Origin of the sequence: Salmonella sp. SAL04214 (assembly GCF_046550615.1) — a bacterium.
GTDB classification, from domain to species: Bacteria; Pseudomonadota; Gammaproteobacteria; order Enterobacterales; family Enterobacteriaceae; genus Salmonella; species Salmonella enterica.
Genome location: NZ_JBGDXT010000016.1, coordinates 35,774 through 56,476 on the forward strand (window position 1 = coordinate 35,774; position 20,703 = coordinate 56,476).

Genomic DNA, 20,703 nt, shown 5'->3' on the forward strand with positions numbered 1-20,703 from the left:
ACTATTATTCTAAATATAATCTGAAAAAATATGCCTCCCCTTGTAAGGGGGGTAGCATATTGTCATGCTAACGACGTAACCCAACATATGGATGTGAAATTAATGTTAAGTGTTTTTATTCCTTCATCTGAGAGATGTGTTTCCAGATGTCGTTATTTATTATCATTCGCGCTAATAAATATAATATTTTCCATTTTGGTTGGGGTTTTATTATATTTAAGCTTTGTGATACTGGCAATTTTATTCACAATTTTACTACATTATCTCGTCATTAATTTAAACTGTCAGCGATTCAGAGACAGTGGCTTTGAATATATAAAATTCTATGTATGGGGTACGCTTGTAATCTATATTGCCTCCTTCGTGATAATGGTTGCTGAAGATTTCGCTTGCGATGGCTTTGGTATGCCTCTTTTTCTAATCTGGTATTTTGCAACCTTTTCTCTGCTACTTCTGGCCCCCCCGGATTCGAATTCACTCAACAAGTAATTTAATGGAGTTTACATGGACAAGGATTATATTAATGATGGTTCGCTATCTGAAAAATGGAAATACCGTTTTTCATTTTACGATCAACATGGTTTCCCTGGATTTTGGAAAGTAAGCCCAGAATATAAACAGGCATTTAAAGCATTAAAGCCCCGACAACGGTTGACTATTCAAATAAACTTTATTGCCTTTTTCTTCTCATGGATTTATTTGTTTGTACTGGGTCTGTGGAAAAAAGCAATTATAGTTATTTTATTAGGGATCGTTGCAATATTTATTGGAGCATTAATCGGCGTTAACATACTTGGACTTGTTGTCGCAGCTTATGTCGGCGTCAATACAAATAAGTGGTTCTATGAAAAAGAGGTTAAAGGTATCAATACCTGGAGCCTGTAACTTTTCAGGGTGGTTCAGCCGCAGCTGAATCACCCTGGCCTTAATGCTTTACAACCAGTTCTTGCGCTTAAAGTACAGATACGGCGCAAGCCCCGCCAGAATCATAAAGATAATCGCGCCTGGATAACCAAAGCTCCACTTCAGTTCCGGCATAAACTCGAAGTTCATCCCATAGCTGGAAGCGACCAGCGTCGGCGGCAGGAACACCACGGAAACCACCGAGAAGATTTTGATAATGCGGTTCTGCTCAATATTGATGAAACCCATCGCCGCCTGCATCAGGAAGTTCACCTTCTGGAACAGCGATTCATTGTGCGGCAGCAGAGATTCGATATCGCGCAGGATCTCACGCGCCTGCTCCAGCTGTCCGCCCGGTAAGCGCGCCTTGCGCACCAGGAAGTTCAGCGCGCGTTGGGTATCCATCAGACACAGGCGTACCTTCCAGCCGATATCTTCCAGTTCCGCCAGCGTGGAGAGCGCTTCGTCGTATTCATCGCCCTGATGCCCTTCCATAATGACGCGGCTCAGTTTTTCCAGATCGCTGTAGATGTTTTCGATTTCATCCGCTAACTGTTCAATTTTGGTTTCGAACAGATCGAGCAGTAATTCATAAGCATTACCATCGACCATCGCCTGGCTGCGGGCGCGCATACGATACAAACGGAAGGCGGGCAGTTCGCGTTCACGCAGCGTAAACAGACGGCCATCGCGAATAGTGAATGCCACCGTAGAGTTACCGGCATGATCTTCCGCATCTTCGAAGAAGAAGAAGGAGTGGATATGCAGTCCGTCTTCGTCTTCAAAGAAGCGCGCGGATGCTTCGATATCTTCCAGTTCAGGACGCGTCGCCAGACTCTGGCCCAGCTCAGATTGTACGCGCAATCGCTCGTCGTCGTCCGGTTCGACCAAATCGACCCATACGGCATCAATCAGGCTTTGTGACTCCTCGACTTCCAGCCGGGTCAGTCGGTTTTTTTCCAGTTGAAATGCGCTCAGCATGACCGGGACTCCCAATGCGTAAAAATATCGGACAGTTCAGATGGGCACACAGAAACAAATTGGGTTTCAGACCATTAAACAGCCTGACTCAACGCGACGGGAAAAAATGAAAGGTCGCTGACAACCGCTAAGGCTATCAGCAAAAAGGGATAGCCTTAGGAGTTGATCCTGGATGACAGGATAATGAGCCAGTATCTACTGGGTGTGTCCAAGGCGAATGTCCTCTTAGCGTAATCGTGGGCGCATGTTACGCCAGCAAAAATTTGCCGTCAACACGCAACGAAACGCGAAAAAGCAATAATTTCCCCTTATGCAGAAAGGTTAGCAGAGTGAGAGTATTTATCTATGATTTCAGAATATTAACATCAATATATCGCCGGATGGCGGCTTCGCCTTATCCGGCCTACAAATCAAAATGTTAGCCAGCGCGTAGGCCGGATAAGAGGTGCCACCCGGCACTATGAGAGTCGGTCAAACCGTTTCCAGCTTCGCATACGCGGCAACCAGCCATTTGATCCCTTGCCCCTGAAAAGCCACCTGCAACCGGCTATGCTCGCCGCTGCCCTCCAGGTTGACAATAGTTCCCTCGCCGAACTTCGCATGGCGCACGCGTTGGCCGAGTTTGTAGCCTGTGTCGTTTTCCGCCAGCGGCGTTCCCATTCGTTGATGGCTCACCGGACGACTGACGGTGGCGCGCAGACGGACCTCTTCCACGCACTCTTCCGGCAACTCGCCGATAAAACGCGACGGGCGATGATAAACCTCTTTACCATACAGACGGCGAGTTTCGGCATAGGTTAGCGTCAGTTTCTGCATGGCACGGGTAACGCCGACGTAGGCCAGACGACGCTCCTCTTCCAAACGCCCGCCCTCATCCAGCGACATCTGGCTGGGGAACATGCCCTCTTCCATGCCGACAATAAACACCTGCGGAAACTCCAGCCCTTTGGCCGAGTGCAGCGTCATCAGCTGTACCGCATCCTGCCAGGTATCCGCCTGCCCCTCGCCCGCTTCCAGCGCCGCGTGAGAGAGGAAGGCCTGCAATGGCATTAAATCTTCATCTTCGTCGTTGTAGCTGAACTGCCGCGTCGCCGTCACCAGTTCCTCTAAGTTTTCGATGCGCGTCTGGCCTTTCTCGCCTTTTTCTTGCTCATACATGGTGCGCAGGCCGGAATCTTTGATCACCCGGTCAGTCTGCACATGCAGCGGCATGTCGGCGGTTTCCTGCGCCAGGGCGTCGATCAGTTCCATAAAGCGTTGCAGCGCGCTGGCCGCACGCCCGGCCAGGGCTTTTTCCTGTAACAATTCACGGCACGCCTGCCACAATGTTAGCTGGCGATCGCGCGAGGTCTGGCGCACCACGTCCAGCGTGCGATCGCCGATGCCGCGCGTTGGGGTATTCACCACGCGTTCAAAGGCGGCATCATCGTTGCGATTGGCAATCAAACGCAGATAAGAGAGCGCATCTTTGATCTCCTGGCGTTCGAAGAAGCGCATACCGCCATAAATGCGGTACGGCATACTGGCCTGTAATAACGCTTCTTCCAGCACGCGCGACTGGGCGTTGCTGCGATAAAGGATGGCGCATTGCGCAAGCGCGCCGCCGTTGTCCTGCCAGGTTTTGATACGGTTAACCACAAAGCGCGCTTCATCCAGTTCGTTGAAAGCGCAGTACAGCGATATCGGTTCGCCATCAACGCCGTCAGTCCACAGCTTTTTACCCAAACGCCCATTGTTATTCTCAATCAGAGCGTTCGCCGCGCTAAGGATGTTGCTGGTCGAGCGGTAATTCTGCTCCAGACGAATGGTCTGCGCGCCGGGGAAATCATTGAGGAAGCGCTGGATGTTCTCTACCTGGGCCCCGCGCCAGCCGTAGATCGACTGGTCATCGTCGCCAACGATCATTACCTTGCCGGTGTCGCCCGCCAGCAGACGAACCCAGGCGTACTGAATATTGTTGGTATCCTGGAATTCGTCCACCAGGATGTTAGTAAACCGCTCGCGATAGTGTTGCAGGATGTGCGGCTTGTTCAGCCATAGCTCATGAGCGCGCAGCAGTAGCTCGGCGAAATCCACCAGACCAGCGCGATCGCACGCTTCCTGATAGGCCTGATACACCTTCTGCCAGGTCTGCTCCACCGGGTTGCCATAGCTTTGGATATGGTGCGGGCGTAGCCCTTCGTCTTTCTGGCTATTGATGTACCACATCGCCTGACGCGGCGGCCACTGCTTCTCATCGAGGTTCATCGCCTTAATCAGGCGTTTAAGCAAACGCATCTGATCTTCGCTGTCGAGAATCTGGAAATCCTGCGGCAGATTAGCGTCCATATGATGCGCGCGCAGCAGGCGGTGCGCCAGACCGTGGAACGTCCCTACCCACATTCCGCCCTGGCTGGTCCCCATCAACTGGCCAATACGATGGCGCATTTCCGCCGCCGCTTTATTGGTAAAGGTCACCGCCATGATGGAGTATGGCGAGTTGTTTTCTACGCTCAGTAACCAGGCGATACGGTGCACCAGCACGCGGGTTTTCCCGCTTCCCGCGCCCGCCAGCACCAGCATGTTGCTACGTGGCGCGGCCACCGCTTCGCGCTGTTTATCATTAAGGCTGTCGAGCAGGTAAGAAACGTCCATTGGCACCGCCGCGTAAAAACATGAAAACTAAAAACGCCCGGTGGCGCTTCGCTTACCGGGGCTACTTATCGTAGGGCGGATAAGCATAGCGCCATCCGCCAGAATAACTGGGAATTTATACAGAACTACTGGTGATTATATCAGCGAGGTGAGAGATGCCAACCGCGAAATTTCGATATGCGGCAGTAAACGGCTGTCCTGCGTCCGCATCAGGTCGGCATTTTCAGGTTTAATCCAGCAGGCCTGCATCCCACAGCGAATAGCGCCAGCCACATCGGTAGTCAGATCGTCGCCGACATGCAGGATCTCGCCGATCGGCACATGCAGTTTTTCCGCCGCCAGGAAATACATGTCGCTAAACGGTTTGGAACGTCCATCCGGGCCGGCGCGCAGTACAAACTTAAAGTAATCGCCGAGGCCAAACAGTTCCGGCTGGGCATTGCCGTTAGTGATCGCCACCAGCGGCCATTTTTTCGCAAGCTGCTGTAACGTCTCATGGGTAGCCTGCGGAACCTCAATCTGGCTGCGCCATTTGGCAAAATGCATCATCGCCGCATTCGCGCCGGCAATGGCCTCCTGCGCCGATAATCCCGCATCCCGCATGGCCTGCTCTATCGCGCGATGGCGCCAACAGGTAACGTCATGATAGATTTCCGGCTCCGCTTCACGCACCGCCTGCCGTATCCGCTGTAAATCGACGTTTTGAAACGAACGTAGCGACGGGTGATAATTCTGCATAAAAGCGAGCGCTTCCTGCTCAGTACGCAAAATCACCGGACGGTTATCATAAAGGGTATCATCCAGGTCAAAGGTGAGCGCGGCAATACGCCCCAAAGGCCGGTAAAAACGCATTATTTCCCCCGTTTAGCGCGCGGATGCGCCGCGTCGTACACTGAAGCAAGGTGTTGAAAATCAAGATGAGTATAAATTTGGGTGGTGGAAAGGTTGGCATGACCCAGCAGCTCTTGCACGCCGCGCAGATCGCCGCTCGATTCCAGCATATGGGTCGCGAACGAATGGCGCAGCTTATGTGGATGCACGTGGCTGTTTAGCCCCTGCTTTATGCCCCATTCGGCGAACCGTTTTTGGACATTGCGCGCGGAGATACGCTTGCCGAGCTTCGACAGGAATAACGCCTCTTCATCGCTGGCGAACAGGCCGCGCAGATCCAGCCAGTGCTCAATCCACGTCACCGCGTTACGGCCAATCGGCAGGCGTCGCTCTTTGCTGCCTTTACCCATTACCCACACTTCGCCGGTATCAAGATCGAGGTGCTTTATATCCAGGCCAACCAGTTCGGATAAACGCAGTCCCGCGCCGTACATGACCTCCAGCATCGCCCGATCACGTACGGCGAGCGGATCGTTAAGATCGATGTCCAGCAGGCGGTTAACGTCGTCGACATCAATATTTTTCGGCAGATGACGCGGCGCTTTCGGTGCGGAGACGCCCTTCGCCGGGTTAGCTTTCAATTCGCCCTGACTGACTAACCAGTCAAAAAAGCTTCGCAATGCCGAGAGACGTAGCGCCAGACTGGCAGGGCCAAGCCCTTTGCGCCGACTGCGCACCGCAAAACTGCGCACAATCGCAGCGTCACATTGTTGCCAGCTTTTCAGCCCGGTTTCTCCGGCTAAAGCGATAATGGCATCAAGCTGACGCTGGTAGTTCAGCAGGGTAATGGGGCTAAGCTGGCGCTCCACGCCTAAATAGCGCAGGAACCGCGAGACATCCTGAGAAAGCGCGACATCCGTCATACGCGTTTAATCCAGCGTTCCAGCAGTTCCGGCAGCATCAGCGCGATCTCCTGTAAAAGCTGCGTCCCCTGCCCCGGCTGATAGTGGTGCGGGTCACGGCTGCTGAAGAGAATCACCCCGAGGTCGTCATCGCTGCCCATCATCGACATGGCTACCGAGCCTACAGCCTTCGCCTCCGGCAAGACCACCAGCAGTTCCGGGCCGTTTAGCGGGCCAAGATAATGCTGCGACTGTCCCAGTCGTTGAATACGCAGCGGCTCGAAGGCCTGACGGTTTAAAGCCAGATGCGTATAGCGCGATGGCGCGCCAAGACGCCACCGATCCGGGAACAAACGCAGCGTCGCGCCGGCAAGCCCCAAATCACGCGCCCAGCGGTGAAACCGCACCAGCATCTCATCCAGACTATCCGCGGCGACCAGACGGCTTTGCAGATGCAGCAAGCGATAAAACAGGCTTTCATTGGCATGAGCCTGTTCCATCAGCAGCGTCATATTTTCTTCAAGCACATTGATGTGATTACGCGCGCGGGCCATATGCCACTCAACGAGCGAAACCGTTCCCCGCACGGGATGTGGAACACGCATCGCTTCCACGGCATGGGCGTTACGGATAAAAAACTCAGGGTGGTGGCGCAGGTAATCGACGACCGCTCGATCGTCCAGTTCCGTGAGCGTTTCCTGTAGTTCTTCCTCTGGTTGCTTCATAAATGGATAAATCCGTCGTAGATATGTGCCGCCGGACCAGTCATGTATAACGGATGACCCGGACCTTTCCAGGCGATATCCAGCCGACCGCCCGGTAATTCCACGCGTACTTCTTCAGCCAGCAGCCCCTGCTGAATCCCCACGGCAACGGCAGCGCACGCGCCGCTGCCGCACGCGCGGGTCTCCCCTGCGCCGCGTTCATAGACTCGCAGCCGGATATGCTCACGTCTTACAACCTGCATAAAACCAATGTTGGCACGTTCCGGAAAACGCTCATGGCTTTCCAGAACCGGCCCCAGTGTTTCAACGGCCGCCGTGTCGACGTTATCAACCTGAATGACACAGTGCGGATTGCCCATTGAAACCACGCCACACAATATGGTCTGTTCCGCCGCTCGCATAATATACGTCTTTTCCGCTTTGTTGGCGCGAAAAGGCACCTGCGCGGGTTCAAAGTTTGGCTCCCCCATATTCACCCGCACCAGTTCATCTTCCGTGACGCTCAGTACCATCCGGCCATTCGCGGTACTGACCCGAATATCGCGTTTATTGGTTAGCCCTTTCAGGCGAACAAATCGCGCGAAACAGCGCGCGCCATTGCCGCACTGCGAGACTTCACTGCCGTCGGCGTTGAAGATGCGGTAATGAAAGTCCAACTCAGGATCATAGGGCGGCTCAACCACCAGCAGCTGATCGAACCCTACGCCCAGGTGTCTGTCGGATAGCCGACGAATCAGTTCCGGCGAAAAAAAGACATTCTGCGTTACCGCGTCGACGACCATAAAATCGTTGCCAAGGCCATGCATTTTAGAGAATTGCATCATTCACTCCGTTCACGCGGGGACAGAAAACTATCCTCAGTAATTGACCTGGGACGGGCCATCTCCCGTTGCGCGATCGTTCTTATCGGGCATCGTGGACTGCGTTTGCGAATCGACTTTTTTCGTCGGCGGCGGCGCATTTTTATCGGCTGGCGGGAAATAAAGCGGCCCTTTCAAACCGCAGCCCGTCAGGCTGAACAGAGTCAGAAGTACAGCGAGTGTCTTAAACACGTTTTTCATTATGGATTGCCTGTAAGTTCATGCTTTCTATTTTCTATCATCGCAGGAGAAGGCGTAAAAGCAAGCGTTTAGGGGCTCTTTATAAAATCTGAAAAGCGGCGCGTTGCCATGATTATTGCGCATTTACATCAGGAAACATGCTTTGCTAATCACTTTAGGTTTACGTACCACGTCCGGATGACCTTATGCAATATCGTAATTTGTTTTGCCTTTTTTCGCTTTCACTTCTGCTGCCTCCCGCCTGGGGATGCCGGCTAAGTGAATCTCCGCACAATGTTTATCAACGGCAAGGCAGCGGCGTGGTTTATCTCCAGCCAGAAGAGGAGAACAATCTTTCGTTGCCGGAGGTGAATTTCAAACGCCTGCGTCGGTTACCCAATTCATTGATTAACCCGGCAACTCAGGGCTGGAACTGGATAGCCCAGCCCCCTTCCTGAACCGGAAAATTAACGCCGGAAAAGAGCACGGCTATTTTATGCGTGATAGCCAGCAAGGTCAGGGTATTCAGGTCCTTAGCATCAATGGGCCGCTAAAAGTCACCGAACGTTTTGCGTATGATAACCGCTACGTTTATACGTGGATTGGCAGCCAGCTTTACCGAACAGCATCCTCCTGTCCGGATAAGACGCATATTCTGAATAGGAACGTCATGTACACCAACAATAAAGATATCATCATCATAACGCAGGCGCAGGAATGCCAAAAATGACGCCGCTAAACCATTTTGCACGTTTGAATAAACATCTGAAAAACGCCCTTCGGGGCGTGGGGATCGGTTCATGCATTTACGTCATTATTGAAAGCGTTATGCACGGCACGATAAACGGTGTTGAAGCTGCCGGGGTTCTGACGATAAGCGCGGTACTCGGTCTGCTTAGCGCTCTTTTGGATATCAAAGCAAAGCCGCGCGCCCCCTTAATCCTGTTGCATTTTCTCCTCTGCGGCGGCTGCGTCGCGCTGATGGTGGCAATGCTGTCGGCTCTGAACCATTTCCCGGTTAACGCGTCCGTTATACTTATCACCAGTGCGCTATTTATCGTCATTTATCTACCGCTGGGTTTTATCCTTTACCGCTCACAACGGTAATTCGTATCGGTTCCAGAAGCTGACGCTTCCCCTTATACTGGCGATATCACTCAATAGCGGGATAAAACAATGAACGACAGTGAATTTCATCGCCTGGCTGACGCCCTGTGGCTCACCATTGAAGAACGCCTCGATAACTGGGACGGCGACAGCGATATCGACTGCGAAATCAACGGCGGCGTGCTGACCCTCAGCTTTGAGAACGGCAGTAAGATCATTATTAACCGTCAGGAGCCGTTGCACCAGGTGTGGCTGGCAACCAAACAGGGCGGCTATCACTTTGACCTGAAAGGTGACGAGTGGGTTTGCGATCGCAGCGGCGAAACCTTCTGGGATCTGCTGGAGCAGGCGGCAACGCAGCAGGCGGGTGAAAAGGTGAGTTTTCGCTAAGTTTTAATTCCGCAGGAGAGCCAGAAGAATAGCGCTTTCCTGCGTATATTTAACGAGATATGCGGTCGTATTACCAACCCCGAAATGTGAAATACAGCCAGGTTGCCAGAAACAGCGCGGGCCATACACTCAACCAACCAACCCAAAAACCGTAGCGTTGCCAAAAGGTTAGGTTAAATAGTGGCTTCTGCTCGTTAAAAAGTTGACGTAACGCTGGTGACCAACGTTTTTCCTTGATTTCATTGCTGCAATGCTTGCATATCGCTAAACCAAACTTATCTCTTTTTCTCGCTTGAGACAAACCACATGTACGGGTCCTTTTTTGGCGAATAATCAACCATACATCCTGATTATTACAATAAGGGCATGTTTCATGTGTGGGTAGGGTTGCCAGAGGCAGCACATCAATATGGTGAGTAATAACAAAAAACATATATCTCTACCCTATTGTTCCAGGTTTCTGGCAACAGCCATTTTAAAAATATCCTGTAACTCATCCGAGTCATAATCGAGATCGTTTAGAGAGATATTCATCATGCGATTACTTCCATGCTTATTTAATAATGACAGAAAATTATTACGCATTTTCTCATTAGTAATTCGCTGACAATAAAGCTCAACATCTTTGACAAAAACGGCCAGCACAGGCGTATTATCGCTAACACGCTCACCAACATAGTCGATTTCATGCCAGTAAACTATTGGTAGCCTGGTTGTGTGTAATGTTACTCCCTCCTGGTTCAACGTTAGCTGTGGCTTTCCTGAAAAGGCGGAGTACCAGTAAGCACTTGCGCCTGCTATCATGAGGATTATGAAAAAAACACACATCATCTTTAGCATAATACTATAATTTAGAAAGAGGCTCATCATAAGAGCTATAGCTAACACTGAATAAAACAGAGCTAATTTTATTTGTCGTTTCTTATTCACGTAAATAAGAATAGGGTTGTTTATTGACATATAATATCCTTTTATAAAAACATCCATAAGAAACCATTAAAGAGCTTTTGTTTCTAATATGGTTTTTCAAAACATATTTACGAAAACAATGAAGAACGCGATAGCGTTTTGAACGGTCTGAATATTACTACATAAATTGTATAAGAAAAAATATTGTCTAAACCTTGTTCCGCTCAATGAGCATTCTTCGAATGTAGGCTGGATAAGGCGTGTTAGCGCCGCCATCCGGCACAGTATCGTTCTAAAGCCATAATCATATTGATAAGAATAATGGCCGCACATGTGAGCATTAACGCGGTAAAGAACAAAAAGGCGATACCGTACAATTCCCATCCCAAGTCATAGAGAAAATGGTAATTGTCGCAGGAGATGATCACATCCTCCAGACCGGGACATACTTTTCCCCATCGCCCCCAGTAAGACGCATCCCAGAGTTGAAAACTGGCCATGCTGGCGCATAGCGAGAGCAGGCACCCAGCGGATATAAAACAGAATAACTTATTTATAAGAATGAAGCCGAGGCTAACCATCGCCATGACTATCCCTAACAAAATGAACGCATCTGCCACCTCAAACCTCCTCCTGTAAACCAAATGCGGAGGTCACAGTAACGAAGTTGGGTGAAGTTAATGTGAAGCGGTGAACGCCGGCCGGGCAGCTTTGCCCGGCGCAGCACTTACGAAAAATACTGCTGCAATAGCGGTGCGTCATGATCCTGGTTTGCTGGCGGCACGGTGTTGATAGGCTGCGTACGGAATGGGATCACCTGCGCGCGGCCATCGGTTTTCACTATCTGGTAGAACTGCGGCAGGTTAAAGTTGATAAAGCTGGAGCCATACGTGAAGCGATCGTGCGATGACGAATAGAAGCGACTGACGTCGCGCACCAGTTCTTCCTTGCTACCTTCGCAGTGGTGATACACTTCCGCCCGGTTACTTTCATCCAGAATATAAATATTAAAGCCTTTCTCATCGCCCGTTTCTTCAAAGAAGAACTGGATGATCCCTTCGCTGGCGAAGCCATCCACCACTGACGGCAATTTCACCTGGTTGGTTTCCACCTGTACCGACAGCCCGTGCAGCTTGTTATGCGAAATCGCGCCGTAGAATTCGATAGCGTTCTCCAGCTTCTGCACCGAGACATTCAAGCGTTCGAAGAATAGTCCCCACGTCTGCCCGGAAACCCGCAGCGCCTTGAAGCGACCGGTCTCCTGACGGGTGCTGGAAAGACGTAGCTCGATACATTCGGAGACCAGTTGCTGCACGCGGGTGCGAATCAGACCGCGAAGATGCTGACTGTAGCAGAACACTTCGACGCTATCCGGCGGCGCGGCATCCTGGTGCATTTTCCCCAGAATCGTTTTCAGCGCTTCGATCATCGCCTGCTCGCCGTTAAAGTGCAGAGTACGCACTTCGTTCCACGAGTTGCGATATAACAAGTCGATACTGCCTATCAGACAGTTTTGCTCTTCGCCAAAGCTGAAAACGTCCAGCTTACGGAAGTCAAAATGGACCACTTTATTGCGAAACGCCGCCGTCGGGTCATATTCGAGGTTAACGATAATCGCCAGATGGCGAATTTCACAGGGGCTGTAGAGCGCTTTCGGCGTCGGAGCAGGCAAGCGCAGCGGGAAATGGTGCGAAACATCGGCGACCATCTCCTGCAACTTAGGCAGGTCGACAATACCGTTGCCCTTAATAAACAGATGCGTTCGCGACGTCAGCAGGCCGTTGAACCACGCCCACGCGACCAGCTTATTAAGATAACGGTTATATTCCAGCGGCTGATGGCTGATGATGGAATCCATGTTCGGCGCGCGGTTGTAGAGATACCAGCCTGAACGGTTGGCGCGTCCCGGCGGCACATGGATAAAGGTTAAATTCGGCTCGGACAGATCCGGCGATATCTGCGGGTTCACCAGCGTGACTTTACCCGGCAACGCTTCAAAAGCCGCGTACAGCTTACGCGTCAGTACGCCGATATCCTGCGGGCTGGCACTCACGCTGAGGTTGTTGCGCCGCGCAAAGCGAATCAGATTACGATAGCTTTGCATCATTGCGTCGAGCAATTCGTTGTGGGCTTCGCGCACCTGATCGATTTTCCAGTTTGCGCGATTATCGAGCATGGTCAGACGCGCGTCGTCCCATCCCCACTCGCTGACTAACTGGCTTAATACTTCCCGACGCCAGCCTACGCAGGCACGCTCGCGACTTAATTTCTCACACACTTTCAGATAAAAGCAGCGGCGGACTAAATCCAGCCGCGTCGGATCTTCAATCGCCGTCAGGTATTCAGTGACCCGTTCCAGCATCATGCAGTAGGGATCGAGTCCAAACGATACGATTTCACCGTCATGCAGACGTTGTTTAATATCTTTCGCCAGCAGACGTGGGTTGGGATATTCCCATGAGTAGGCTTCCAGCAGCAGCGTTTTCAGCACCGCTTTGTACGGCGAGTCAATACTCTTGTATAGCTGCCACAGGCTGGCGCCAAAGTACTCTTCGGCGGAGAGCGAGCTTAAGCCCCCCAGATCCAGCCATTCGTTTGGCGTTAATACGCCCTGCGCGTAGAGCGTCATGACATAGTCGTCGTAATGCTCTTCTTCGTCGCACGGCACCATACTCCACAGGATACGCTTCCCGGCCAGGCGCACAGCGGTACGATAAAACTCATCAAGCAACAAGATATGCTGCGTAGAACCACAGTCTTCCCCGCCCAGACTGCCGCTTTCGTTATGGCGGAAACGGTTCTCGTCGATCAGGAAGAAGCTCACCTCAACGCCAAGCGAGGCGGCCCAGCTTTCCAGCAGGCTACACTTACGTTGCAGCAACTGACGCTCTTCGCCGTCGAGCCAGGACTGATGGCACACCCAGATATCCAGGTCGGACGAGCAGCTCTGCCCGACCGAGGAGGTGCTGCCCATGGTGTAAACACCGGTAATCGGCAGCTCGCCCTTCGGCGGGTCCTGCGGCGTCATACCGCGGTACAGCTCAAGTTCGTTCAGATAGTGGCGTTGGGTTTCATCAGGCGTGTAGAAGCAAATACCGCTGGGAACGTTACCATCAAGGTAACCCGGCATCAGTGGATGGTGATAGTGCAATAATGTCGGCAGAAGACTGTAAACCTGCTGAAAAGCGGGTCCCATGGCAGCAAGCGCGCGATCCACACGCAGTTGATTTATGGCATCCAGTCTCTGTTTCAGAGTCTCAATATAGAGGTACAAGACGTATCGCCTGATGTTGCTACCCGTCATGGTGCAGGTCAGTACTTGACCGTCGCCATTCGGGATAAACCGTATGTCAAAAATAACCGTTACCCTTTCTCGCCTGCATATTTTTATCCAATACCGACGAAAAAATGGTCTAAAACGTGATCAATTTAACACCTTGCTCATTGACCGTAAAGAAAGATGCGCTACATACAAGTGTAGCACCGTTCGCTGCGTGTAAATTCTTAAATACGGGCTGGCGGTTTCTCGTCATTATTCACTGTCATTGACGACACTGCGCCTTATCCTCTCACTCACGGTGACCGGAAAACTAACATACTCTCTATAAGGATGTTAGGATGGTCAATGATTGATAATGACGGTAACAAGCATGTTAGACAATGTTTTAAGAATTGCCACACGCCAAAGTCCCCTTGCGCTTTGGCAGGCACATTATGTCAAAGACGCATTGATGGCAACCCATCCGGGACTGACGGTAGAACTGGTGCCGATGGTCACACGCGGCGACGTGATTCTCGATACTCCCCTGGCGAAAGTGGGCGGTAAGGGACTGTTTGTTAAAGAGCTTGAAATCGCGCTGCTGGAAAAACGCGCTGATATCGCCGTGCACTCTATGAAAGACGTTCCGGTGGCCTTCCCGGATGGTCTCGGTCTGGTGACCATTTGCGAGCGCGAAGATCCGCGCGACGCGTTTGTCTCGAATAAATATCACAGTCTGGACGATCTGCCCGCGGGTAGTATCGTCGGGACGTCCAGTTTGCGTCGTCAGTGTCAACTGGCGGAACGTCGTCCGGACCTCATTATCCGTTCGTTGCGCGGCAACGTCGGCACACGTCTCGGCAAGCTGGACAACGGCGACTATGACGCCATTATCCTGGCCGTGGCCGGTCTGAAACGCTTAGGTCTGGAGTCGCGCATTCGCACAGCCTTGCCGCCCGACGTTTCGCTTCCTGCCGTAGGCCAGGGCGCCGTCGGGATTGAGTGTCGTCTTGACGACGCGCGAACACAGGCGCTGCTCGCACCGTTGAATCACTCGCAAACCGCGCTGCGCGTAACGGCGGAACGCGCTATGAACACCCGCCTGGAAGGCGGGTGTCAGGTGCCGATTGGCAGCTATGCAGAAATCATCAACGGTGAAATTTGGTTACGCGCGCTGGTTGGCGCGCCGGACGGTTCGGTGATGGTGCGCGGCGAACGTCGTGGTTCTCCCGAGCAGGCGGAGCAAATGGGCATCTCGCTTGCAGAGGAACTGCTGGAAAACGGCGCGCGCGCGATTCTGACGGAAGTTTATAACGGCGAGACGCCCGCATGAGTATTCTGATCACCCGCCCCTCTCCCGCAGGGGAAGCGTTAGTGAGCCGTCTGCGCGCACTGGGGCAGGTGGCCTGGAGTTTTCCACTGATTGAATTTGTCGCCGGCCGGGAGCTACCCACCCTGGCCGACCGCCTGGCGATGCTCGCGGAAAACGATCTGGTTTTTGCCCTTTCACAGCACGCCGTCGCCTTTGCTCACGCCCAGCTCCAGCGGGATGGTCGAAACTGGCCTGTGGCGCCGCGCTATTTCGCGATTGGCCGCACCACGGCGCTCGCCCTTCATACCGTTAGCGGGTTCGATATTCGTTATCCATTGGATCGGGAAATCAGCGAAGCCTTGCTACAATTACCTGAATTACAAAATATTGCGGGCAAACGCGCGCTGATTTTGCGTGGCAATGGCGGCCGCGAACTGCTGGGCGAAACCCTGACAGCTCGCGGAGCCGAAGTCAGTTTTTGTGAATGTTATCAACGATGTGCGAAACATTACGATGGCGCGGAAGAAGCGATGCGCTGGCATACTCGCGGCGTAACAACACTTGTTGTTACCAGCGGCGAGATGTTGCAACGGCTCTGGTCGCTGACTCCCCAGTGGTATCGTGAGCACTGGTTACTACGCTGTCGGCTATTGGTCGTCAGTGAGCGTCTGGCGCACCTCGCCCGGGAACTGGGCTGGCAAGATATTAAGGTCGCTGATAACGCCGACAACGATGCGCTGTTGCGCGCATTACAATAACTCTCATAATGGGATGCCATAATGACGGAACAAGAAAAATCCTCCGCCGTGGTTGATGAGACCAGGGAGAGCGTGGAAACCACGCCACAGCCAGTTAATACCGAGAAAAAAAGTAAGAACGGCGCCGCGCTGGTATTAAGCGCGGTGGCGATTGCGATTGCCCTGGCGGCAGGTATTGGGCTTTATGGCTGGGGGAAACAGCAAGCAACCGCGCAAACGGAAACCAGCGATGCGCTGGCGACGCAACTGACCGCCTTGCAAAAGGCGCAGGAGAGCCAAAAAGCGGAGCTGGAAGGGATTATCAAAAAACAAGCGGCGCAGTTAGATGACGCGAATCGCCAACAGGCGGCGCTGGCGAAACAGCTTGATGAAGTACAACAAAAAGTCGCCACCATTTCCGGCAGCGATGCTAAAACCTGGCTGCTGGCGCAGGCTGATTTCCTGGTGAAACTCGCCGGACGTAAGCTGTGGAGCGATCAGGACGTCACTACCGCCGCTGCGCTGCTCAAAAGCGCTGACGCCAGTCTGGCGGACATGAATGACCCCAGCCTGATTACCGCACGACGCGCGATTACTGACGATATCGCCAGCCTGTCATCCGTTGCGCAGATCGACTACGACGGCATTATTCTCAAGCTCAATCAGCTCTCTAACCAAATCGATAACTTGCGTCTGGCGGATAACGATACCGATGGTTCGCCGATGGATTCAGACAGCAGCGAGCTGTCCAGCTCGCTAAGCGAATGGCGCGTTAACCTGCAAAAAAGCTGGCAGAACTTTATGGACAGCTTTATTACCATTCGCCGCCGCGATGATACTGCCGTACCGCTGTTGGCGCCCAACCAGGACGTCTATTTACGCGAAAATATTCGCTCCCGCCTGTTAGTCGCCGCGCAGGCCGTGCCACGCCATCAGGAAGAAACATACCGTCAGGCGCTGGATAACGTTTCGACCTGGGTTCGCGCTTATTACGATACTGACGACGCCGCGACAAAAGCCTTCCTGGAGGAGGTCGATAAATTAAGCCAGCAAAATATCACGATGGATCTGCCGGAAACCCTGGGAAGCCAGGCGATCCTTGAAAAACTGATGCAAACCCGCGTGCGTAATCTGCTGGCGCAACCGACAGTCTCTACGGCAGCGCCTGCCACGCAGACAGACGCTCCGGCAGCCGCGCCGCAAGGAGAATAATGATGCTAAAAGTATTATTGCTCTTTGTGTTGTTGCTCGCGGGTATCGTGGTCGGCCCGATGATAGCCGGTCACCAGGGCTATGTGTTAATCCAGACCGATACCTACAACATTGAAACCAGCGTCACCGGACTGGCGATCATTCTCATCGTCGCTATGGTGGTGCTATTCGCCATTGAGTGGTTGCTACGCCGTCTGTTTCGTACCGGCGCGCACACCCGCGGTTGGTTTGCCGGCCGTAAACGCCGTCGCGCCCGCAAGCAGACCGAACAGGCGCTGCTGAAGCTGGCGGAGGGCGACTATCAGCAGGTTGAAAAGCTGATGTCAAAAAATGCCGACCATGCTGAACAACCGGTGGTAAATTATCTGCTGGCGGCAGAAGCGGCGCAGCAGCGCGGCGATGAAGCACGCGCTAATCAGCACCTTGAACGTGCGGCAGAGCTGGCGGGGAACGACACCATCCCGGTCGAGATCACGCGCGTGCGCTTACAGCTGGCGCGCAATGAAAATCACGCGGCGCGTCACGGCGTGGACAAACTGCTGGAGGTCACGCCGCGTCACCCGGAAGTTCTGCGTCTGGCGGAACAGGCCTATATTCGCACCAGCGCATGGAGTTCTTTACTGGATATCATCCCATCCATGGCGAAAGCGCACGTCGGCGATGAAGCGCATCGCGCCATGCTCGAACAACAGGCGTGGATAGGACTCATGGATCAGGCGCGCGCCGAGCAGGGCAGCGAAGGATTACGCACCTGGTGGAAAAACCAAAGCCGTAAAACCCGCCATCAGGTGGCGCTGCAGGTCGCAATGGCCGAGCATCTGATCGAATGTGACGATCATGATATGGCGCAGCAGATTATCATCGATGGTCTAAAACGCCAGTATGACGATCGGCTGGTGCTGCCCATTCCTCGCCTCAGAACCAATAATCCGGAACAACTGGAGAAAGTGCTGCGCCAGCAAATCAAGACGGTAGGCGATCGCCCGCTGTTATGGAGCACGCTCGGCCAGTCGCTAATGAAACACGGTGAATGGCAGGAGGCGACCCTGGCTTTCCGCGCCGCGCTAAAACAACGCCCGGACGCGTATGATTATGCCTGGCTTGCCGATGCGCTTGATCGACTGCATCAACCGGAAGAGGCCGCCGCCATGCGGCGCGATGGCTTGATGCTGACATTACAGAACAATCCCCCGCAGTAATTCCCTCTTGCCCGGTGGCGCTTCGCTTACCGGGCCTACCATCTACACAAAATCATTCGGGATGCATAAAAAAACGCCTGCCCGGTTAAGGGGCAGGCGTCAAAACAGGTCTGTATGACAACATAAAGGGGTGCTTCACTCAACGTTGTGTCCAGGGTGTTTGATGAGGCGTAAGCGACATCTGTCAGTGGACGATAAGCACCGTAAACGGCTCTGCATCATTCCTGAGTTTATGAGGCCAGAAGGCGAACATAAGAGATGGAATGAGCATCTACCCGTACATTATTGCACATAACGTGCCATCTTTGCACCGCTAAAAAACAGGCGCAGGCATTAAAAAAACGTAGAGAATTCACGCGATTGTCATCCCCCCGCCGCTGGCGAGGTTTTAGCGTGTCGCCCGGCGGAGACAGAACAGGATGCTTTTTATAAAGTGATTATAAATCAATAGATTATTCGTCACCGAATAGCGACAAATGAAGACTGGGATATCGCCAATAAACCATAATGGCAACACGTGCGGGATAAGGGGTTGAAAATGAACAGAAAACAAAAAACCCCGCCGAAGCGGGGTTCAAAATTGGTCGGCGAGAGAGGATTCGAACCTCCGACCCACTGGTCCCAAACCAGTTGCGCTACCAAGCTGCGCTACTCGCCGATATACTGCTTTTTTGAATTTTTAGTTCAATTCATTGAGTCGTGGTGCGAGGGGGGGGACTTGAACCCCCACGTCCGTAAGGACACTAACACCTGAAGCTAGCGCGTCTACCAATTCCGCCACCTTCGCGTTTCACAACTCTATATTAATGGGGTGGCTAATGGGATTCGAACCCACGACAACTGGAATCACAATCCAGGGCTCTACCAACTGAGCTATAGCCACCACTGAAACTTTTTACGCGGTATTAAACCACCGCAGCTCAAGCACCTAAATAAATGGTACGCCCGACAGGATTCGAACCTGAGACCTCTGCCTCCGGAGGGCAGCGCTCTATCCAGCTGAGCTACGGGCGCTTAGCGCCGTTGCGGGGGTGGATAATACGGACTTCACACCCCGCTGTCCAGTGCCTTTTTAAATAAAATGCGCGTTTGGTTATGCTTTGCGCATTTTGGCGCTTATTCCCCCACCTTGTGGGCGGTTCCGTGACGATTCAGGCCGAAAACTTTGTAGACCAGCGTGACGGCCAGCAGGAAGATGACGCCGACAAACAGCGACATGCGCGTATCTTCATTAAAGTACATGCCGATTAAAACGCAAACCAGAAACGCCATCGTCAAATAGTTCGCCCACGGAAACATAATGGAACGAAAAGGATGATCCGCAATCGCTTCTTTATGCGCCCGACGAAAGCGCAGTTGGCTAATCAGAATGACAAACCACGGCACCATCCCCGGCAGTACGCTGGCGCTATAAACGTAAACAAAGACGCGCTGCGGATTGGGGATGATGTAGTTCAGGCAAGAACCTACCAGCAAAATCAAAATAGAGAGCGCCACGCCCGCGACCGGCACGCCGTGGCGAGAGACTTTCGCGACTGCCGCCGGCAGTTGACGGTTTTTCGCCAGCGCGTAAAGCATACGCCCACAGCTATACATTCCGCTGTTACAGCCAGAGAGCGCCGCCGTCAGCACGACAAAGTTGATAATGCCCGCCGCGGCGGTGATGCCGATTTTCGCGAAGGTGAGTACAAAGGGGCTGCCGTTGCTGCCAATCTCATTCCACGGGAAAATGGTGACGATCACGAAAATCGCGCCAACATAAAAAATCAGGATACGCCACAGCACTTTACCCACCGCGCTACGCAACGTCACCTGCGGATTCTTCGCTTCACCGGCGGTAATACCGATCAACTCAACCCCCTGATAAGAGGCCACCACGATACATAATGCGGTCAGAAAGCCTTTCCAGCCGCCGGCAAAAAAGCCGCCATGCTCGGTCAGATTACCAAAGCCAATCGCCTGGCCGCCGTTACCAAAGCCGAAGAAAATCACCCCCAGACCGATGATGATCATCACAATAATCGTGGTGACTTTGATCATCGCAAACCAGAACTCGATTTCACCATACAGGCGCACCGCAGCCAAATTCGCCAACGCAACAAGTCCGACGGCAATCAGCGCCGGTATCCACTGCGCCATCTCCGGAAACCAGAACTGGACGTAGACCCCAATGGCGGTAATTTCCGAGATCCCGACCGCCATCCACATAAACCAGTATGACCAGGCGGTAAGATAGCCAAAAAAAGGACTCATATACCGGTGGGCGTACACGGCAAAGGAGCCGGTAACAGGTTCCAGAAAGAGCATCTCCCCCATCGAACGCATAATGAAAAAGACGAACAATCCGGCGATGATATACGCCAGCAGCACTGACGGGCCCGCCCATTTCAGCGTACTGGCGGCGCCCATAAAGAGTCCGACGCCGATGGTGCCCCCGAGGGCAATCAATTCAATATGACGAGCTTCCAGCCCACGCTGTAGCTCCGGTTTTTTCTCTGCCATAAATCCTCATGTCGTGTTTGCAACGGTTCCGGTAGTACCGGTTATTGTTATGGGTACATC

The 20,703-nt window shown here is 52.8% G+C and carries 22 protein-coding genes, 4 tRNA genes and 1 pseudogene; 10 read left to right on the forward strand and 17 right to left on the reverse strand.

Annotation, left to right across the window (positions count from 1 at the left end; genetic code table 11):
• Positions 1-30 precede the first annotated feature (30 nt).
• Together ACLJQD_RS21370 and yigF are read left to right on the forward strand one after the other, a co-directional pair.
• Positions 31-489: a membrane protein gene (locus ACLJQD_RS21370; RefSeq protein ID WP_001738611.1), complete on the forward strand. Its 459-nt coding sequence runs from the start codon at positions 31-33 to the stop codon at positions 487-489.
• A gap of 15 nt (positions 490-504) precedes the next feature.
• Positions 505-885 carry an inner membrane protein YigF gene (gene yigF, locus ACLJQD_RS21375; RefSeq protein ID WP_000356594.1) on the forward strand — a complete coding sequence of 127 codons (381 nt, stop codon included), beginning with the start codon at positions 505-507 and terminating at the stop codon, positions 883-885.
• Between the two features lie 48 nt (positions 886-933).
• On the opposite strand, the gene corA is transcribed toward yigF, so the two are convergent.
• From corA to lptM, 8 genes are all read right to left on the reverse strand, one after another.
• A complete protein-coding gene (gene corA, locus ACLJQD_RS21380; protein WP_000947139.1) occupies positions 934-1,884 on the reverse strand; it encodes a magnesium/cobalt transporter CorA in 951 nt (316 codons plus the stop codon).
• A gap of 155 nt (positions 1,885-2,039) precedes the next feature.
• Positions 2,040-2,096 carry a YsgD/CorL family protein gene (gene ysgD / locus ACLJQD_RS21385; protein WP_212723238.1) on the reverse strand — a complete coding sequence of 19 codons (57 nt, stop codon included), beginning with the start codon at positions 2,094-2,096 and terminating at the stop codon, positions 2,040-2,042.
• Positions 2,097-2,355: 259 nt separating this feature from the next.
• Positions 2,356-4,518 (reverse strand): DNA helicase II, encoded by a 2,163-nt coding sequence (uvrD, locus tag ACLJQD_RS21390; protein WP_000383436.1) that lies wholly within the window; start codon positions 4,516-4,518, stop codon positions 2,356-2,358.
• A 135-nt stretch (positions 4,519-4,653) separates the two neighbouring features.
• Positions 4,654-5,370: a 5-amino-6-(5-phospho-D-ribitylamino)uracil phosphatase YigB gene (gene yigB, locus ACLJQD_RS21395; protein ID WP_017442074.1), complete on the reverse strand. Its 717-nt coding sequence runs from the start codon at positions 5,368-5,370 to the stop codon at positions 4,654-4,656.
• Entirely contained in the window at positions 5,370-6,272 is a 903-nt protein-coding gene (gene xerC / locus ACLJQD_RS21400) for a tyrosine recombinase XerC (protein ID WP_000132874.1), read from the reverse strand. Before xerC ends, yigB begins: the two co-directional genes overlap by 1 nt.
• Positions 6,269-6,976, reverse strand: coding sequence for a DUF484 domain-containing protein (locus ACLJQD_RS21405; RefSeq protein ID WP_017442075.1), 708 nt, complete (start codon positions 6,974-6,976; stop codon positions 6,269-6,271). Before ACLJQD_RS21405 ends, xerC begins: the two co-directional genes overlap by 4 nt.
• The gene (dapF, locus tag ACLJQD_RS21410; RefSeq protein ID WP_001160671.1) at positions 6,973-7,797 is read right to left on the reverse strand and encodes a diaminopimelate epimerase; all 825 of its coding nucleotides are present in this window, start codon (positions 7,795-7,797) and stop codon (positions 6,973-6,975) included. Before dapF ends, ACLJQD_RS21405 begins: the two co-directional genes overlap by 4 nt.
• Positions 7,798-7,833: 36 nt before the next feature.
• Positions 7,834-8,037: an LPS translocon maturation chaperone LptM gene (gene lptM, locus ACLJQD_RS21415; protein WP_000799903.1), complete on the reverse strand. Its 204-nt coding sequence runs from the start codon at positions 8,035-8,037 to the stop codon at positions 7,834-7,836.
• A 185-nt stretch (positions 8,038-8,222) separates the two neighbouring features.
• On the opposite strand from lptM, the gene ACLJQD_RS21420 reads away from it, so the two are divergent.
• The 4 genes and pseudogenes from ACLJQD_RS21420 (at position 8,223) to cyaY (ending at position 9,513) form a co-directional block, all read left to right on the forward strand.
• A complete protein-coding gene (locus ACLJQD_RS21420; protein WP_001621231.1) occupies positions 8,223-8,474 on the forward strand; it encodes a hypothetical protein in 252 nt (83 codons plus the stop codon).
• A pseudogene (locus ACLJQD_RS21425) lies at positions 8,444-8,746 on the forward strand (hypothetical protein); the annotation flags it as partial. The gene ACLJQD_RS21420 and the pseudogene ACLJQD_RS21425, both read left to right, overlap by 31 nt.
• Positions 8,734-9,123, forward strand: a complete 390-nt coding sequence (locus ACLJQD_RS21430) for a DUF3021 family protein (RefSeq protein ID WP_017442077.1) — start codon at positions 8,734-8,736, stop codon at positions 9,121-9,123. The pseudogene ACLJQD_RS21425 and the gene ACLJQD_RS21430, both read left to right, overlap by 13 nt.
• 69 nt (positions 9,124-9,192) lie before the next feature.
• Positions 9,193-9,513: an iron donor protein CyaY gene (gene cyaY, locus ACLJQD_RS21435; protein ID WP_000999925.1), complete on the forward strand. Its 321-nt coding sequence runs from the start codon at positions 9,193-9,195 to the stop codon at positions 9,511-9,513.
• 70 nt (positions 9,514-9,583) lie between these two features.
• Here cyaY and ACLJQD_RS21440 read toward each other — a convergent pair whose 3' ends face one another.
• The 4 genes from ACLJQD_RS21440 to cyaA all read right to left on the reverse strand — a co-directional run bounded on the left by ACLJQD_RS21440 (position 9,584) and on the right by cyaA (position 13,696).
• Complete coding sequence (locus ACLJQD_RS21440) at positions 9,584-9,946, reverse strand: hypothetical protein (RefSeq protein WP_031607578.1); 363 nt, start codon at positions 9,944-9,946, stop codon at positions 9,584-9,586.
• Between the two features lie 11 nt (positions 9,947-9,957).
• Positions 9,958-10,500 carry an STM3941 family protein gene (locus tag ACLJQD_RS21445; RefSeq protein WP_023242831.1) on the reverse strand — a complete coding sequence of 181 codons (543 nt, stop codon included), beginning with the start codon at positions 10,498-10,500 and terminating at the stop codon, positions 9,958-9,960.
• Between the two features lie 185 nt (positions 10,501-10,685).
• The gene (locus ACLJQD_RS21450) at positions 10,686-11,042 is read right to left on the reverse strand and encodes a hypothetical protein (protein ID WP_000752580.1); all 357 of its coding nucleotides are present in this window, start codon (positions 11,040-11,042) and stop codon (positions 10,686-10,688) included.
• Positions 11,043-11,149: 107 nt separating this feature from the next.
• The gene (gene cyaA, locus ACLJQD_RS21455; protein ID WP_000281718.1) at positions 11,150-13,696 is read right to left on the reverse strand and encodes a class I adenylate cyclase; all 2,547 of its coding nucleotides are present in this window, start codon (positions 13,694-13,696) and stop codon (positions 11,150-11,152) included.
• A 376-nt stretch (positions 13,697-14,072) separates the two neighbouring features.
• Between cyaA and hemC the strand changes: the two genes are divergently transcribed.
• Genes hemC through hemY form a run of 4 tightly spaced genes read left to right on the forward strand, consistent with a single transcriptional unit; the run spans position 14,073 to position 18,141 of the window.
• A complete protein-coding gene (hemC, locus tag ACLJQD_RS21460) occupies positions 14,073-15,014 on the forward strand; it encodes a hydroxymethylbilane synthase (protein WP_001521319.1) in 942 nt (313 codons plus the stop codon).
• Complete coding sequence (gene hemD / locus ACLJQD_RS21465) at positions 15,011-15,751, forward strand: uroporphyrinogen-III synthase (RefSeq protein WP_017442079.1); 741 nt, start codon at positions 15,011-15,013, stop codon at positions 15,749-15,751. Before hemC ends, hemD begins: the two co-directional genes overlap by 4 nt.
• A 21-nt stretch (positions 15,752-15,772) precedes the next feature.
• Complete coding sequence (hemX, locus tag ACLJQD_RS21470) at positions 15,773-16,942, forward strand: uroporphyrinogen-III C-methyltransferase (RefSeq protein ID WP_000138962.1); 1,170 nt, start codon at positions 15,773-15,775, stop codon at positions 16,940-16,942.
• A 2-nt stretch (positions 16,943-16,944) separates the two neighbouring features.
• On the forward strand, positions 16,945-18,141 hold the full coding sequence (gene hemY, locus ACLJQD_RS21475) for a protoheme IX biogenesis protein HemY (protein WP_023602562.1): 1,197 nt from the start codon (positions 16,945-16,947) through the stop codon (positions 18,139-18,141).
• A 581-nt stretch (positions 18,142-18,722) separates the two neighbouring features.
• Here hemY and ACLJQD_RS21480 read toward each other — a convergent pair.
• From ACLJQD_RS21480 to thrP, 5 genes are all read right to left on the reverse strand, one after another.
• Positions 18,723-18,799, reverse strand: a tRNA-Pro gene (locus ACLJQD_RS21480).
• Positions 18,800-18,841: 42 nt separating this feature from the next.
• Positions 18,842-18,928, reverse strand: a tRNA-Leu gene (locus ACLJQD_RS21485).
• Positions 18,929-18,948: 20 nt separating this feature from the next.
• Positions 18,949-19,024: transfer RNA gene (locus ACLJQD_RS21490), tRNA-His, on the reverse strand.
• Between the two features lie 54 nt (positions 19,025-19,078).
• Positions 19,079-19,155, reverse strand: a tRNA-Arg gene (locus tag ACLJQD_RS21495).
• 102 nt (positions 19,156-19,257) lie between these two features.
• The gene (gene thrP / locus ACLJQD_RS21500) at positions 19,258-20,643 is read right to left on the reverse strand and encodes a bifunctional threonine/serine APC transporter ThrP (protein ID WP_000818378.1); all 1,386 of its coding nucleotides are present in this window, start codon (positions 20,641-20,643) and stop codon (positions 19,258-19,260) included.
• Between the last annotated feature and the right edge of the window lie 60 nt (positions 20,644-20,703).